16 protein-coding genes are annotated in these 15,315 nt (G+C 60.8%); 4 read left to right on the top strand and 12 right to left on the bottom strand.

The window, feature by feature from the left end:
* Positions 1–94: 94 nt before the first annotated feature.
* On the top strand, positions 95–970 hold the full coding sequence (gene ptrR, locus P406_RS23820) for a putrescine utilization regulator PtrR (RefSeq protein WP_046237546.1): 876 nt from the start codon (positions 95–97) through the stop codon (positions 968–970).
* Here ptrR and P406_RS23815 read toward each other — a convergent pair.
* Positions 967–2,061, bottom strand: a complete 1,095-nt coding sequence (locus tag P406_RS23815) for a tartrate dehydrogenase (RefSeq protein ID WP_046237545.1) — start codon at positions 2,059–2,061, stop codon at positions 967–969. The genes ptrR and P406_RS23815 overlap by 4 nt on opposite strands.
* A 124-nt stretch (positions 2,062–2,185) precedes the next feature.
* Here P406_RS23815 and P406_RS23810 point away from each other — a divergent pair, with 124 nt between their 5' ends.
* Positions 2,186–3,100, top strand: a complete 915-nt coding sequence (locus tag P406_RS23810) for a LysR substrate-binding domain-containing protein (protein WP_046237544.1) — start codon at positions 2,186–2,188, stop codon at positions 3,098–3,100.
* 16 nt (positions 3,101–3,116) lie between these two features.
* On the opposite strand, the gene P406_RS23805 is transcribed toward P406_RS23810, so the two are convergent.
* From P406_RS23805 to ribBA, 5 genes are all read right to left on the bottom strand, one after another.
* The gene (locus tag P406_RS23805; RefSeq protein WP_046237543.1) at positions 3,117–4,271 is read right to left on the bottom strand and encodes an ABC transporter ATP-binding protein; all 1,155 of its coding nucleotides are present in this window, start codon (positions 4,269–4,271) and stop codon (positions 3,117–3,119) included.
* Complete coding sequence (locus P406_RS23800) at positions 4,268–5,083, bottom strand: ABC transporter permease (protein ID WP_003410149.1); 816 nt, start codon at positions 5,081–5,083, stop codon at positions 4,268–4,270. Before P406_RS23800 ends, P406_RS23805 begins: the two co-directional genes overlap by 4 nt.
* Before the next feature lie 6 nt (positions 5,084–5,089).
* Positions 5,090–6,046 carry an ABC transporter permease gene (locus P406_RS23795; RefSeq protein WP_080343755.1) on the bottom strand — a complete coding sequence of 319 codons (957 nt, stop codon included), beginning with the start codon at positions 6,044–6,046 and terminating at the stop codon, positions 5,090–5,092.
* The gene (locus P406_RS23790; protein WP_046237541.1) at positions 6,031–7,056 is read right to left on the bottom strand and encodes an ABC transporter substrate-binding protein; all 1,026 of its coding nucleotides are present in this window, start codon (positions 7,054–7,056) and stop codon (positions 6,031–6,033) included. The genes P406_RS23795 and P406_RS23790 overlap by 16 nt, the downstream gene beginning before the upstream one ends.
* A 290-nt stretch (positions 7,057–7,346) precedes the next feature.
* Positions 7,347–8,456: a bifunctional 3,4-dihydroxy-2-butanone-4-phosphate synthase/GTP cyclohydrolase II gene (ribBA, locus tag P406_RS23785; RefSeq protein ID WP_024648946.1), complete on the bottom strand. Its 1,110-nt coding sequence runs from the start codon at positions 8,454–8,456 to the stop codon at positions 7,347–7,349.
* A gap of 94 nt (positions 8,457–8,550) precedes the next feature.
* On the opposite strand from ribBA, the gene P406_RS23780 reads away from it, so the two are divergent.
* Positions 8,551–8,841, top strand: coding sequence for a DUF1330 domain-containing protein (locus tag P406_RS23780; protein ID WP_003434186.1), 291 nt, complete (start codon positions 8,551–8,553; stop codon positions 8,839–8,841).
* Between the two features lie 32 nt (positions 8,842–8,873).
* On the opposite strand, the gene P406_RS23775 is transcribed toward P406_RS23780, so the two are convergent.
* The 6 genes from P406_RS23775 to P406_RS23750 form a co-directional block, all read right to left on the bottom strand.
* A complete protein-coding gene (locus tag P406_RS23775; protein WP_004403846.1) occupies positions 8,874–9,437 on the bottom strand; it encodes an NUDIX hydrolase in 564 nt (187 codons plus the stop codon).
* 1 nt (position 9,438) lies between these two features.
* On the bottom strand, positions 9,439–10,191 hold the full coding sequence (locus P406_RS23770; protein WP_003410157.1) for a GntR family transcriptional regulator: 753 nt from the start codon (positions 10,189–10,191) through the stop codon (positions 9,439–9,441).
* Positions 10,192–10,366: 175 nt separating this feature from the next.
* Complete coding sequence (locus P406_RS23765; RefSeq protein ID WP_003410158.1) at positions 10,367–10,852, bottom strand: flavin reductase family protein; 486 nt, start codon at positions 10,850–10,852, stop codon at positions 10,367–10,369.
* A 13-nt stretch (positions 10,853–10,865) separates the two neighbouring features.
* Positions 10,866–12,347, bottom strand: coding sequence for an aldehyde dehydrogenase (locus P406_RS23760; RefSeq protein ID WP_046237540.1), 1,482 nt, complete (start codon positions 12,345–12,347; stop codon positions 10,866–10,868).
* Positions 12,344–13,192 (bottom strand): alpha/beta fold hydrolase, encoded by an 849-nt coding sequence (locus P406_RS23755; protein ID WP_003416402.1) that lies wholly within the window; start codon positions 13,190–13,192, stop codon positions 12,344–12,346. The genes P406_RS23760 and P406_RS23755 overlap by 4 nt, the downstream gene beginning before the upstream one ends.
* A gap of 53 nt (positions 13,193–13,245) precedes the next feature.
* Positions 13,246–13,836, bottom strand: coding sequence for an amino acid synthesis family protein (locus P406_RS23750; protein ID WP_003348679.1), 591 nt, complete (start codon positions 13,834–13,836; stop codon positions 13,246–13,248).
* Positions 13,837–14,106: 270 nt separating this feature from the next.
* Here P406_RS23750 and P406_RS23745 point away from each other — a divergent pair, with 270 nt between their 5' ends.
* Positions 14,107–15,246 carry a glutathione-independent formaldehyde dehydrogenase gene (locus tag P406_RS23745; protein ID WP_003318011.1) on the top strand — a complete coding sequence of 380 codons (1,140 nt, stop codon included), beginning with the start codon at positions 14,107–14,109 and terminating at the stop codon, positions 15,244–15,246.
* Positions 15,247–15,315: the final 69 nt, after the last annotated feature.

Here is a 15,315-nt window from a genome sequence, read left to right as displayed (position 1 = left end):
TCCTGTTGAGGTGGAAGTGGGACCAGAATATAGATGTGCAATGCTTTGTAAAACTGAATAATAATGAGCATAACGTTCATGTTTGGAGAATGATATGGATCTGGTTCAGCTGGAGATCTTCAAGGCGGTGGCTGAACACGGCAGCATCAGCGCCGCGGCGCAGCACATCCACCGGGTGCCCTCGAACCTGACCACGCGCATCAAGCAGCTGGAGCAGGATCTGGGCGTCGACCTGTTCATTCGCGAGAAGCACCGCTTGCGCCTGTCTCCCGCAGGCTGGAATTTTCTCGACTACACGCGACGCATCCTGGATCTGGTGCAGGAAGCGCGTTCCGCCGTTTCCGGGGAGGAGCCACAGGGGCCTTTTGCACTGGGGTCGCTGGAAAGCACGGCTGCGGTCAGGATTCCTGCGCTGCTGGCCGCCTACAACCAGCAGAACGCCAAGGTCGAGCTGGACCTGTCCACCGGCCCGTCCGGAACCGTGATCGACGGCGTGCTGGCTGGTCGACTGGTGGCTGCGTTCGTCGACGGGCCGGTGCAGCATCCATCGCTTGACGGCGTGCCGGTCTTCGAAGAGGAAATGGTCATCATCGCGCCACTCAATCATGCACCGGTCAAGCGCGGGCGGGATGTCAGCGGAGAGAGTATCTATGCGTTTCGTGCCAACTGCTCGTACCGCCATCACTTTGAACGCTGGTTCACCGATGACGCGGCAGTGCCGGGCAAGATCCATGAAATGGAGTCCTACCACGGCATGCTCGCCTGCGTCAGCGCCGGTGCCGGGCTGGCGCTGATGCCGCGCAGCATGCTGGAAAGCATGCCCGGCTGCGCCACGGTCAGTATCTGGCCGCTGTCCGAGAAGTTTCGCTACCTGCACACCTGGCTGATCTGGCGCCGCGGCACGGTGTCACGCAGCCTGACCCGCTTCGTCGAGTTGCTGGAACAGCGCAGCGAGCCAGAGAACGTTTAACGGCCTGCAGAAACCCGCTCGGTAATCGCCGCGCCGACTTGCTGAGTCGAAAGCGTGCCGCCCAGATCCGGCGTGACGTCGCCGTTGGCGATCACTTGCTCGATGGCCGTGATGATCTCGTCATGGGCCGCAGTGAAGCGCTGATCGCCCTGGCCGAGGAATTCGAGCATGAGCGCACCCGACCAGATCATGGCGATCGGGTTGGCGATGTTCTTGCCAAAGATGTCCGGGGCCGAGCCGTGAACCGGTTCGAACAGCGACGGGAAGTGGCGCTCGGGATTGAGGTTGGCTGACGGCGCAATGCCGATGGTGCCTGCGCAGGCCGGGCCAAGGTCGCTGAGGATGTCGCCGAACAGGTTGGACGCCACCACCACGTCGAAGCGCTCGGGTTGCAGCACAAAACGGGCGCAGAGAATGTCGATGTGTTGCTTGTCCCAACTGATGCCGGGGTACTGGCTGGCCATTGCTTCGGTGCGTTTGTCCCAGTACGGCATGCTGATGGCCATGCCATTGGATTTGGTCGCCGAAGTAACGTGCTTGCGCTCGCGTTTGCTGGCCATCTCGAAGGCGAATTTGAGAATGCGGTCGACGCCACGACGGGTGAACACCGATTCCTGCAGCACGAATTCGTTGTCGGTGTTTTCGAACATGATCCCGCCCAGCGACGAGTATTCACCTTCGGTGTTTTCCCGGACCACGACAAAATCGATGTCGCCCGGTTTGCGATTGGCCAGCGGGCAGGGCACGCCGGGAAACAGCCGCACCGGACGGATATTGGCGTACTGGTCGAATTCGCGGCGGAACTTGAGCAGCGAGCCCCACAGCGAGATGTGATCCGGGACCTTTTCCGGCCAGCCGACGGCGCCGAAGAAGATCGAGTCAAAGCCTTTGAGCTGTTCGAACCAGTCGTCCGGCATCATCTTGCCGTGTTTCAGGTAGTAATCGCAGCTGGCCCATTCGAAGTATTCGAACTCCAGTTCCAGCCCGTGCCGTGCGGCGGCGGCCTGCACCACGCGTACCCCTTCGGGCAGCACTTCCAGGCCAATGCCGTCACCGGCGATGGCAGCGATACGCAGTTTCTTGTTGTTCATGGTGGCGCTCTCTCTGAATCGATCCATTACGGGTGTGCGATGAATGAGTTGCACAGGCCATCCATGCTATAAGCGCACGATATAAAGATAATCAGCTGATTAATGCACTGAGAAAACACGAATCGTGAATAAATACCCCAGCTTTGATGATTTGAATGTGTTCGTTCATGTGGCCCGGCGTTCAAGCTTCGTCGGGGCTGCGGATGAGCTGGGCATGTCCGCTGCTTACGTCAGCAAGCGCATCCGTTTGCTGGAGCAGGGCATGGGGGTGGTGTTGCTGCACCGCTCGACCCGGCAGGTGTCGATTACCGAAGATGGCGAGCGCGTCTACGAGTGGGCCAGGGGGATGCTCGATTCAGTGCAGCAGATGGGCGAAGAGGTGGCGGCATTGCATGGCCAGCCGAGTGGCTTGTTGCGGGTCGTGAGCAGTCAGGGCTTCGGCCGGCGTTTCGTCGCGCCGGCGTTGTCGGAACTGGCGGCGCGTTATCCGAAGCTGGATATCCGTCTGGACATTCAGGACCGGCTGGTCGATCTGATCGAGGAGGGCGTCGATCTGGATATCCGCGTCGGCAACGAAATCGCCCCGCACCTGCGCGCCAGGCATCTGGCCAGCAACTGGCGGGTCTTGTGCGCGAGCCCCGGCTACCTCAACCTTCACGGCACGCCGCTTAATCTTGGCGAGCTGGCCAATCACGATTGCCTGGTGATCAAGGAGCGCGACCGGCCGTTCGGCATCTGGCACCTCAACGGGCCGCAGGGTGCCGAAACTGTCAAGGTGACCGGCAGCCTGTCTACCAACCACGGCGAAATCGCCCGTCAGTGGTGCCTGGACGGGCGCGGGGTGTTGCTGCGTTCGCTATGGGATGTGCGCACTGATCTGGCCGAGGGCCGTTTGATTCAGGTGCTGCCGGAGTACCGCCAGGATGCAGACATCTGGGCGGTGCACACCTCACCGCTGATGAGTTCGGCCAAGGTCCGTGTCACGGTGGAGTTTCTGCGCGACTACCTTGCCCTGCATCCTTCGCCCGTCAACCACTGAGGCACGCCACGCCCTGTCAGTGGGTGCCGGCTGCCTTGTTCAGGTCGCTGTCTGTCCATTCGGTGTAGATGCATGCGTCTGCGGCGGCCCAGCGCACGCGCACCGGGTCGCCGGCCTTGAGCGACATGCCGTTCGCGGAAAGCGCTTTGACGGTCATGGCAGTGCCTCCGGCAGTGACCACCGAGCACGTCTGGCTCTCGCCGAGGAAAAGCACTTCAGTGACCGTGGCGTTCACCTCGTTCCAGCCTGATTCGAGCGGCATGGCGGCTGCCTGGGACACACTCAGTGCCTGGGCTTTCTCCGGGCGCACCATCAGCAGCACGTCCTGATCGGTCTTCAGCCCTGCGGTCAGGCGAATCGCAAGTGTGCTGCCTTCGAAGGTCGCCACGGCATTGCCTTGGGCCTTGAGCCTGAGGAAGTTCGAGTTGCCGAGAAACGAGGCGACGAAGGCATTCGGCGGATCCTGATACAGGTCATAGCCCGAGCCCAGACCGACGATCTTGCCATGGCTGAAGATGGCGATGCGCTGTGACAGGCGCATGGCTTCTTCCTGGTCATGGGTCACGTAAACGATGGTGATGCCCAGCCGGCGATGCAACTGACGCAGTTCGTCCTGCAGGTCTTCGCGCAGTTTCTTGTCCAGTGCGCCCAGAGGCTCGTCCATCAGCAGGATGCGCGGCTCGTAAACCAGCGCCCTGGCGATGGCGACCCGCTGCTGCTGGCCGCCTGACAGTTGCGACGGTCGACGATGAGCGAAGGCTTCCAGCTGAACCAGCTTGAGCATCGCATCGACTTTCTTCTCGCGCTCGGCCGCAGGCAATTTACGGATCGCCAGCGGGAAGGCAATGTTGTCGCGTACCGACAGGTGCGGGAACAGCGAGTAGCGCTGGAACACCATGCCGATGTCACGCTTGTGCGGCGGCACATTCACCAGCGATTTGCCGCCCACCAGAATCTCGCCCGAGCTGGGCGTTTCGAAGCCGGCGAGCATCGACAGCGTGGTGCTTTTTCCCGAGCCGCTGGAGCCCAGAAAGGTCAGGAATTCACCGTCCTGGATGTCCAGGGAAATGTCGTCGACAGCGGCGAAATTTCCGTAGTGCTTGTTCAGATTACACAGGCTGACCAGTGTGTTCTGGTGCTGATGGGCGGGGTCTTTGATCACGGCACTCATGAAGTACTCCTGGCTTCGTTGCGGCGACGCAGGGTCGCGGCGATGAACATGATCAGCACCGACAGGGCGATCAGCAGCGTTGAGGCGACGGCGATGACCGGCGTCAGGTCCTGACGCAGGGTGGTCCACATTTTCACGGGAAGGGTTTGCAGGGTCGGGCTGGCCATCATCACGCTCAACACCACCTCGTCCCACGACACCAGAAACGCGAACAGCGCGCCGGCCATCATGCCCGGCCGGATGCCGGGAAAGGTCACCTTGTAGATGGCCTGCAAGCGTGAAGCGCCGCAGATGACTGCGGCATCCTCGATGGACTGGTCGAACAGCTTCAGCGAATTGATGATCGAGATGATGGTGAACGGCAAGGCAACGATCACATGGCTGACGACGAAGGAAAACAGCGTGCCGGTGTACCCGAGCTTGAGAAACAGCGCGTAGACCGCGACAGCGATGATCACCAGCGGCACGATCATCGGCAATGTGAAGACGCCGTACAGAAGGTCACGCCCCGGAAACCGGCCACGCACCAGCGCGAAGGCAGTGGGCAGGCCCAGCGCCACCGACGCGAGAGTGGTCAGGATCGCGACCTTGAAGCTGGACATGGCCGCGGCCATCCAGTCCGGGTTGGAAAAAAACTGCTGATACCACTTCAGCGTCCAGCCGGGCGGCGGAAACACCAGCCACTGCGACGAACCGAACGACAGCAGGACGATGAACAGGATCGGCAGCAACAGGAACAGCGCGATCAGGGCGGTGGTCAGGTACAGGCCCGTACGCAAGCCGGGGCTCATGGCATTGGGTGTCAGGAGCATGGCGGTTTACCTCGCGTTGCTGGCGCCGACCGGTGATTCCGGCTGGAGCTTCAGGTAGAAGTAGAACAGCACCAGCGTGATCAGCACCAGCAACGCAGCGGCGGCACTGGCCAGCCCCCAGTTGAGGAACGATTGCACCTGCTGGACGATGAATTCGGGCAGCATCATGTTCTGCGCGCCGCCGAGCAGCGCCGGGGTGACGTAGTAACCGAGCGACATGACAAACACCATCAGGCCTCCGGAAAACAGCCCCGGACGGCACAGTGGCAGAAACACTCTGAAAAAATTGCTCCACGGGCTGGCCCCGCAGATCGAACCCGCCTGCAGCACCATCGGATCGATGGCCTGCATGGTCGCCTGCAACGGCAGGACGATGAACGGAATCATGATGTAGCTCATGCCGATCACCACACCGGTCAGGTTGTGCACCATTTCCAGCGGCTGATCGATGATGCCCATGGCCATCAAGGCCTTGTTGACGACCCCGGAGGCCTGCAACAGCACCAGCCACGAATAGGTGCGGGCCAGCAGGCTGGTCCACATCGACAACAGCACGATATTCAGAATCCAGCGTCCCCAGCCGCGTGGCACCAGAGTGATCACCCAAGCAAGCGGGAAGCCCAGCAGCAGGCTGAACAGCGTCACCAGGCCCGCTACGGAAAAGGTATTGAGCAGCACCCGCGAGTAGGCCGAGTTGGCAAACAGTTGCTCATAGTTGCCAAGGCCCGGCACCGGTTCAAGCACGCCGCGCAGCAGCAGGGCGATCAGCGGCGCGAAGAAGAACAGCCCGAGGAAGATCAGCGCCGGAAGCAGATTACGGCTGCCGCGCCAGCGCTGTGCGAGGGAAGGGGATGCCTGCATGCCCGACACCTTCTGGCTGGCCGCGCCGGCGGTGCTGGAAGCACCCCCGGCCGGCATGGATTGACGAGGAGCAACCGCTGTCATTTTTACTTGACCAGCCATTCGTTCCACCGTGTCGCGATATTAGCGCCATTCTTGGCCCAGTATGCGAAGTCGAGAGTGATTTGATCGGCAACGTGCGCGGTCGGCAGGTTAGGTGCCAGCGTAGAGTCCAGGCGCGCAACGCTCTGGGTATTGACCGGGGCATAGGCACTGAGGTTGGAGAAGTCCGCCTGGCCTTTGGCGCTGGTCGCATTGGCGATGAACTTCATCGCGGCGTCCTTGTTTTTTGCGCCCTTGGGAACGACCAGAAAATCCGCCATGACCAGGTTCTGCTTCCAGCTCACCCCCACCGGCGCGCCATCCTGTTGCAGGGCGTAGACCCGGCCGTTCCACATCTGCCCCATCGACACTTCACCGGAGGCTAGCAGTTGCTGGGACTGCGCACCGCCGCCCCACCAGACGATGTCCTTCTTGATGGTGTCGAGTTTTTTGAAGGCGCGGTCGAGGTCCAGCGGGTAAAGCTTGTCGGGGGCTACACCATCGGCCAGCAGGGCCAGTTCCAGCACGCCGGGGCTTGGCCACTTGTACAGCGCGCGCTTGCCCGGGTAGGTCTTGGTGTCGAACATCGCGGCCCAGTCACCCGGCGCCTTGCCGCCGACTTTGCTTTCGTTGTAGCCGAGCACGAAGGAAAAGAAGAACGAACCGGCGCCGTGGTCAGTCACGAAGCGTTTGTCGATCTCGTCGCGCTTGATGGTGTTGAAGTCCAGAGGCTCCAGCAGGCCCTCGCTGGCGGCGCGCAGGGCGAAGTCGGCTTCGACATCGACAACGTCCCACTGCACGTTGCCGCTTTCGACCATGGCCTTGAGTTTGCCGTAGTCGGTAGGACCGTCCTGCACGACGGTGATGCCACTGGCCTTGCTGAATGGAGCCGCCCAGGCCTCCTTCTGGAAGTCCTGCGTGGAGCCGCCCCAGCTCACGAAGTTGACGCTCTCGGCGGCAATAGCGGCGACACTCGAGAAAGCCAGCACGCCAGCGGCCAGGACTGCTGTTGCACGTTTGTTCAACACCATTTTTACGCCCTCATTTGTTGTGTTTTGAGCGGGCTTTTCTTGCCCGCGTAATCGGGAGCAGTAGGTCCAATGGGCCTTGAAACCTTGTACGGGTCAGGTGCTGTTATTGGTGCTGTCCCTTGCAGGGTGCGTCTGACCAGATCTTGTATTTATGGAATGTCATATTATGGTATTCCAAACTTTCTGCAAGCGTTTTGCCCTGTCAAAACGCCTTCACGGTGGGTTTTCTGATCAGCGCCTGTGGTTGCAGGCGGCGGATTATCGGGCTCGCGTGCCAGGTGTTTACCTGGTCAGCCGGGAAACGGAATACTTTCAATCACTTCCAGATCGTAGCCGGTCAATCCGGCGTATTTCAGGGGTGGACCAAGGTGGCGCAACTTGCCGACCCCTAGGTCCTGCAAGATCTGTGCGCCCGTACCGACCTCGGAATAAATGCGTGATTGCGAGCGGGTGTATTGGCGCGGCGGCTGGGTGAGCTGCGGAATGCGCTCCAGCAGCGCCTGGGATGATTCGTGATTGGCCAGCACCACCACCACGCCGTGACCTTCCTGCGCGACACGTTGCAGGGCGGCCCAGAGCGTCCAGTTGGCAGGGCCGTTGTATTCGGCACCGACCAGGTCGCGCAACGGGTCGACAACATGCACACGCACCAGTGTGGCGGCGTCGCGACGGATGTCGCCCATCACCATGGCCATGTGCACGCCACCTTCGATGCGGTCTTCGTAGCTGAACAGACGGAAGGTGCCGTGCACGGTCGGCAGTTCGCGCTCGCCAATCCTGACGATGGTGTGTTCGGTGCTCAGGCGGTAATGGATCAGGTCGGCGATGGTGCCGATACGGATGCCGTGCTTTTTGGCGAACACTTCCAGGTCAGGTCTTCTGGCCATGCTGCCGTCATCATTCATGACTTCAACGATGACCGACGCTGGCGTGAAACCGGCCAGGCGGGCCAGGTCGCAGCCCGCTTCGGTATGTCCGGCGCGGGTCAGCACGCCGCCGTCACGCGCGCGCAATGGAAAGATATGCCCTGGCTGCACCAGGTCTTCCGGTACTGCGTGCGGGTTGACGGCGGCCTGAACAGTACGCGCACGATCTGCCGCGCTGATGCCGGTGGTCACCCCCGTGGTGGCTTCGATGGACACTGTGAACGCCGTGGCGAATACGCTGCCGTTGCTGGGCACCATCTGTTCCAGGCCCAGACGCTGGCAATGTTCGTCGGTCAGCGTCAGGCAGATCAGACCGCGCGCCTCGCGGGCCATGAAGCTGATTGCCTGAGGTGAACAGCAGTCGGCGGCGAGCAGCAGATCGCCTTCGTTTTCCCGGTCCTCATCGTCGACCAGCAACACCATCTTGCCCTGGCGGTAGTCTTCAATGATGTCTTCGATGCGATCGAACGCCATAGTCAGTTTCCCGGTTTTATGGGTGGATAAATCGTGGTATACCATAAGACAGAATATTTCACAGATTGCCTATCAATGAAACAGTGAGATCGCGATGAAAGCCTATTGGATTGCACACGTTGATGTGACCGACCCCCAGCAGTACAGCGAATACACCCAGCGCGCCCCCGCAGCTTTCGAGCTGTTCGGCGGCAGGTTCCTCGCGCGCGGCGGGCGTTCCGAGGCGCTCGAAGGGCGTGATACGCCGCAGCGCACGGTGATTATCGAATTTGAATCCTACGAGAAGGCGCTGGCCTGTTATCGGTCGCCCGAGTACCAGCATGCGATGAGCCACAGGCAGGGCGCTTCAAAGGCCGAGATCGTGATCGTCGAGGGGCAGTTTTAAGCGTTCAGTTGCGAGCTGAAAGCTTCAGGCGTTCACCGGATGAAGTGCACCTTGCCGGTATCGTCGTTGCCGATATAAATACCGTAGACACCCGCCTGGCGTTCTTCGATATAGCGTTCCAGTATCTGGCGAATGGCGGGGTAATAGATGCTGTCCCACGGGATGTCTTCGGGGGCGAAGAATCTGTAGTCCAGGGTTTCCGGGCCGAACCGGCCGGTTACCTCCAGCGCGATGGCACGGAACACGATGTAGACTTCGCTGATGCGCGGCACGCTGAAAATGGAGTAGGGCGAAAGGATCTCGGCGCGTACACCGGTTTCTTCCCAGACTTCGCGCAGCGCCGCCTGCTCGGTGGTTTCGCCGCTTTCCATGAAGCCGGCAGGCAGTGTCCAGGTGCCGGGGCGCGGCGGTATGGCACGCTGGCAGAGCAGGTACTTGCCTTCCTGCTCGATGATGCAACCCGCGATGATCTTCGGGTTGACGTAGTGTATGTACTGACAGCCGCCACAGACCAGTCGCACGTGTGTATCGCCCGACGGCACACGCTGAGCCAGATCAGCGCTACCGCATTGGGGACAGAAGCGCGGTGTGGCCATTTCAGCGACCTATGCGAGGTTCTTTCAGCGCGACGGGTGCGACGATGTCGCGGACTTTGCTGTCTTCGTCCTGCTTGGATTTGAGGTATTCCAGCGCCACGCGCGCGGCGTTGCGTACGTGATCGACCGACGCCTGGTGCGCTGCCAGTGGGTCGCCGCTCTTGATCGCTTCGACCATTAGCTCCATTTCCTTGTTGCTGGCACCGCGGCGGTTTTCCTGGGATACCGAGGTGGCGCGCAGGTAGCTGATGCGCGCCTGCAACTGGCGTAGCTGGGTCGCGGCCACATGGTTGCCCGAGCCTTCCAGCAATACATCGTAGAAACCCTGGACCGAGTCGATCACCTGCTGCAGCTCGCCTTCCTTGAGCGCCTGACGATTTTCCTCCAGAGCTTTTTCCAGTGCACGAATGTCCTTGGGCTTGGCGCGCAGGGTGAACAACTGAACGATCAGGCCTTCCAGCACGCAACGCAGTTCGTAGATATCGCACGCATCAGCCAGCGTGATGATTGCAACACGCGGGCCCTTGGCATCGGCGAACTCGACCAGACCTTCGGATTCCAGATGGCGCAGTGCTTCGCGCACCGAGGTGCGGCTTACACCGAGGCGGTCACACAGATCACGCTCGACCAGACGATCACCCGGCAGCAGCTGAAAGTTCATGATTGCGCTGCGCAGCTTGTCCAGCACGATCTCGCGCAGCGTGACGGGGTTGCGGTTGACCTTGAAGGTGTCGTCGAGAGGCAGGCGTTTCATCAGGTGTGCTCGGAATGGGGCTGTCAAAGTAAAAACGTGACTGGAAATAAAGTCTCGCTCATGTCGGCAACCCGCACACTGCGCGGGCTGCTGCATGGCCCGGACGGATGAACCCGGGTCGCGGCCGAGTTTATCACGCCCATGCCTGCAACCACCAAAACCGCCCCGAGCCGCCTCAGACGATGGCTGGCAGTGCACCCATCTTGCCCCGGTGATAAACCATCGGTGTTACCGGGGTCGCGGGCAGGATCAGGTTTTTCACCTGACCGACAATGATCGCGTGATCGCCGCCGTCGTATTCGCGCCACAGTTCACACTCGATGATCGCGGTGGCGTTGCTCAGCAGCGGGTTGCCCAGCTCGCTCAACTGCCACTCGATGCCCTTGGTCTTGTCCTTGCCTTTGCTGGCGAACGCATAGGCTTCTGCCTGCTGATCGGCAGACAGCAGGTGAATCGCGAATTTTTTGCTGTCGCGCAACACCGGGTAAGTGTCCGATTCGTAGTTGGGGCAGAACAGCACCAGTGCCGGGTCGATGGACAGCGCGCTGAATGCGCTGGCAGTAATACCGAACAGGTTGCCCTCAGCGTCCAGGGTGGTGACGATGGTCACGCCCGAAGGGAATGACGCCATGACTTCTTTGTAAATACCGGGTTCTATCATCGCAGCGGCCTCGTTAACGCATGACAAATGGATCAGGCATGGGCGCCTGCGAAAGGTTGATCCACACCGTTTTCAGTTCGGTGTAGGCCAGCACGGAGTCTATCCCGCTCTCACGACCGTAGCCGCTATTTTTGAAACCACCGATAGGCGCCATGGCCGACACGGCTCGATACGTATTCACCCAGATGATACCTGAGCGAATATCCCGCGCCAGACGGTGCGCACGTCCCAGGTCGCGGGTCCAGATTCCGGCGGCGAGGCCGAACTGAGAGTCGTTGGCGATGGCCAGCGCTTCGGCTTCGTCCTTGAAACGAATCACCGAGGCCACCGGGCCGAACACTTCTTCCTGCATGATCTTCATCGAATTGTGATCGCACTCGAACAGCGTAGGTTCATAGAACCAGCCTTTGCTGTCCAGCGTCGGTCGCTTGCCGCCCAGGCGCAGGCGTGCACCTTCGGCCAGCGCGTCGGCCACCAGGCCTTCTACCACAGCCAGTTGCTGGGCAGTGGCCATCGGGCCCATTTCAGTGCCTTCATCCTGCGGATTGCCGATGCGAATCCGGCTGGCGCGCTCGGCCAGGCGTTCGACGAACTCGTCGTAGATTTCGTCTTGCACCAGCAGTCGCGAGCCGGAAACACAGCTTTGCCCGGACGCCGCATAGATGCCGGCGACGGCGCCATTGATGGCGCTGTCCAGGTCGGCGTCGGCGAAGATGATGTTGGGTGATTTTCCGCCCAGCTCCAGTGACAGTTTGGCAAAGTTTTCCGCGCTGCTGCGCACCACATGTCGCGCAGTGGCCGCGCCACCGGTGAAGGCTATCTTGCGCACCAGCGGGTGCCGGGTGAGGGCTGCGCCAGTGGTCGGGCCGTAACCGGTGATGACGTTGACCACGCCAGGCGGAATGCCGGCTTCAAGTGCCAGACGCGCCAGTTCGAGCACGGTCGCCGAGGCGTGTTCCGAGGGTTTGAGGACGATGGTGTTGCCAGCAGCCAGTGCTGGTGCCAGCTTGATGGCGGTCAGGTACAGCGGGCTGTTCCAGGGAATGATCCCGGCCACCACGCCCATCGGTTCGTGCACGGTGTAGGCGAACAGGTCCGGCTTGTCGAGGGGCAGGGTGCCGCCTTCGAGTTTGTCAGCCAGCCCTGCGGTGTAATGAAAGAACTCCGGCAGGTAGCCGACCTGCCCGCGGGTCTCGCGAATCAGTTTGCCGTTGTCGCGGCTTTCCAGCTGCGCCAGTTGCTCCTTGTTTTCGGCAATCAGGTCGCCCAGCTTACGCAACAGCTTGCCGCGTGCCGTGGCCGTCAGGCCGCGCCAGGCCTGACCCTCGAAGGCTTTCTGGGCGGCCTGAACGGCTCGTTCGACGTCGGCTGCGTCAGCATCCGGCAATTGCGCCCAGGGTTCGGCCAGCGCCGGGTCGAGGCTGTCGAAGGTCTTGCCGGACAACGCATCGACCCACTGACCGTCGATGCACATCTGAAAGCGGGTAAGGCTCATGCAACAATCCCCTTGATCGAATGGTGAGCGGACGCTGGCTTGTCGAGGCCGATCTTTTCGAAGAAACCGAGCAGCACCTGGTTGACCAGACGTGGCGATTCAACCGGCATCATATGGCGTTGATCGGGCAATATCGCGACGTCGGCACCGGGGATACGCGCGGCCAGTTCGCGGGCCATTTGCGGCGTCGATCCCGGGTCAAGTTCGCCCGTGGCGATCAACGTCGGTGCGCGAATATCGCCCAGATCCTCGGCGCGGTACATATCCTGAGTAGCGAACAGCTTGTACGTGGTCAGGTAACCCTGCGGATCGTTGCTGGCCAGGTTGTGCCGAATGGCCGCAATCTGCGCCGGGCTGGCTGCCTGATACTCACGGCTGAACCAGCGAGACAGCGCTTCGCCCGCGTTGGCGTCCGGGCCATGCTCGGCAGCCTGGCTGGTGCGCGCAATGACGCTGGCACGCTGTTCCGCGCTGCGATTGAACACGCTGTTGAGCACCACCAGCCCCGACAGGTGCTGAGGGAACTCCAGCGCGAACGCCCGCGCCACCAGACCGCCCATCGAGAAACCGACGACCGCCGCCTGCGGCAACTGCAAATGCGTCAGCAACTCGTGCAGTTGTTCGGCGTAGCCCGGCAGACCCGTCTCCGGGTCGGGGCGGGGGCTGGCACCATGGCCGAGCATGTCATAGGCGATGACCTTGTAATGCGTGGCCAGACCGACGATCTGGCCGCCCCACATTTCCTTGTTCAGGCCCACCCCGTGAATCAACACCACGGGGTGACCTTGGCCGGTAGCCAGATAGCTGGTACCCGCCGGGGTGTGTTCAGCGGTGAGCTGAATCATGGATCGCTCCTGCGCAGAGGTTAAAGATGATCGGGCCACGAGCCCTTCATGAGTTACTGGGCTTTTTCGGCCGCCAGCTCTTCCAGGTCGATATAGCGATTGCCGATTCGCGGGTGCAGGCGCCCACCGTTGGCGGCACCAAGGACTACGATGATTTCGTCGGCACGCGGCGAATCTTCGATGTGCATCTCCAGGGTGATGTAGTGCGAGCGCAGCCCTTCATCGTCCTTGTGCATCATCGGAATCTGGATCGACGTACCCGGGCCACCACGTTTGTTGGTGAAGCTCAGGTAGCTCTTGGCCTTGACGGCATCACGGTAATGATTGCCAAAGCGCAGGGTATGGATCACGGCTGAAGCGTGTTCGATCTCGCCTTCCGCCCCGACCACGGCAGCCTTGCCGTAGGCCTCGATTTTCTCTGCACCGCCAATCGCGTCGGTAAGGCGCTTGACCATCAACTCGCCCAGTGCGGAGCAGTTGGCGCGAATCTCCGGTTTCAGGTCTTCGACGAAACCACGGCCCAGCCAGGGGTTCTTGATCACCGCCGCCAGCCCGATCATGGTGACCGGCTTGTCGGTGGCCTTGCCGCCCTCGATGAAGGTTTCTTCGGTGTACGTGACGATCTTGCGAATTTCAAAGCTCATGAACGACTCCCGGAGCAGATGTCTTTGTATTTCGTCTGATGGTATACCATAAGATTGTGCATGCAAATCCTTTATTTGCGGCGAATATCGGGCCTGTCGTTCACCTCGTTTACCGGGATCGAGGCGCACGCACAGCTCTAGCTCGCGCTCATCGACGACCATTCGTCAGGTGCGAAGGCAATCGCTTTGAACAGGCGTCTCCTGGTTGTGACAGATATTCGGTGAGCCCTAAAAAGCCCCATCGAATTTTTCACCAAGGAGACTCCGAACATGAAAGCCATCGTCTATGGCGGTCCGCGTGACGTCAGTGTCAAAAACGTACCGGATGCGAAGATCCAGAAGCCAACAGATGCTCTTGTCAGAGTGACCTCCACCAATATCTGTGGCTCGGACCTGCACATGTATGAAGGCCGTACGTCTTTCGAGACCGGGCGCATTTTCGGCCATGAGAACCTCGGCCAGGTGATTGAAGTCGGCGCTGGCGTCGACCGTATCAAGGTGGGCGACTGGGTGTGCCTGCCGTTCAACATCGGCTGCGGCTTTTGCGAAAACTGTGAGAAGGGCCTGACCGGTTATTGCCTGACTGCCAACCCTGGCAGCGCGGGTGCGGCTTACGGTTTTGCCGACATGGGCGATCATGAAGGTGGCCAAGCCGAGCTGTTGCGTGTGCCGTATGCCGACTTCAACTGCCTGCTGTTGCCCGAAGATGCCGCCGAGCGTGAAGAGGATTACGTCATGCTCTCGGACATCTTTCCGACCGGTTGGCATGCCACCGAATTGGCCGGGCTGCTGCCTGGCGAAAGCGTTGCCATCTATGGTGCCGGTCCGGTCGGTCTGATGGCCGCTCACTCGGCAATGATCAAGGGCGCCTCGCAGGTGTTCGTGGTCGACAACCATCCAGATCGTCTGGCACTCGCGGCGAAGATGGGCGCGACGCCGATCAACTCGCTGGAGCAGGGCGCAGTGGATCAGATCCTCAATCTGACCGATGGCAAAGGCACTGACCGAGGCTGTGAGTGCGTCGGTTATCAGTGCTGCGACCGTCATGGTCACGAGGCCAACCACGTCACCATGAATAACCTCGTTGCCTCGACCAAGGCGACGGGTGGAATCGGTGTCGTGGGCGTTTTCGTGCCGCAGGATCCGGGCGCCAAAAGCGACCTCGCGAAAGAAGGCAAGATGGCCTTCGACTTCGGTTCGTTCTGGTTCAAGGGCCAGCAGATCCGCACCGGCCAGGCCAACGTCAAGGCTTACAACCGTCGCCTTGCCGAGCTGATCCACCACGGTCGCGCCAAACCGTCGCAGATCATTTCCCATCGCCTGAAACTTGAAGAAGGCCCTGACGCCTACAAGCACTTCGATGCGCGTGATGAAGGCTGGACCAAGGTCGTGCTCAAGCCAGGTGCGTGATAAGCGCAGTTGACCAGGCCTGGCCTGAGAGCCCTTGTCTTATCTGCCACAGGCGATCGACAAGGGCAT

It is taken from the genome of Pseudomonas syringae pv. coryli str. NCPPB 4273 (assembly GCF_000972175.1).
Taxonomy (GTDB): Bacteria; Pseudomonadota; Gammaproteobacteria; order Pseudomonadales; family Pseudomonadaceae; genus Aquipseudomonas; species Aquipseudomonas syringae.
This window is presented reverse-complemented; position numbering and strand designations above follow the sequence as displayed.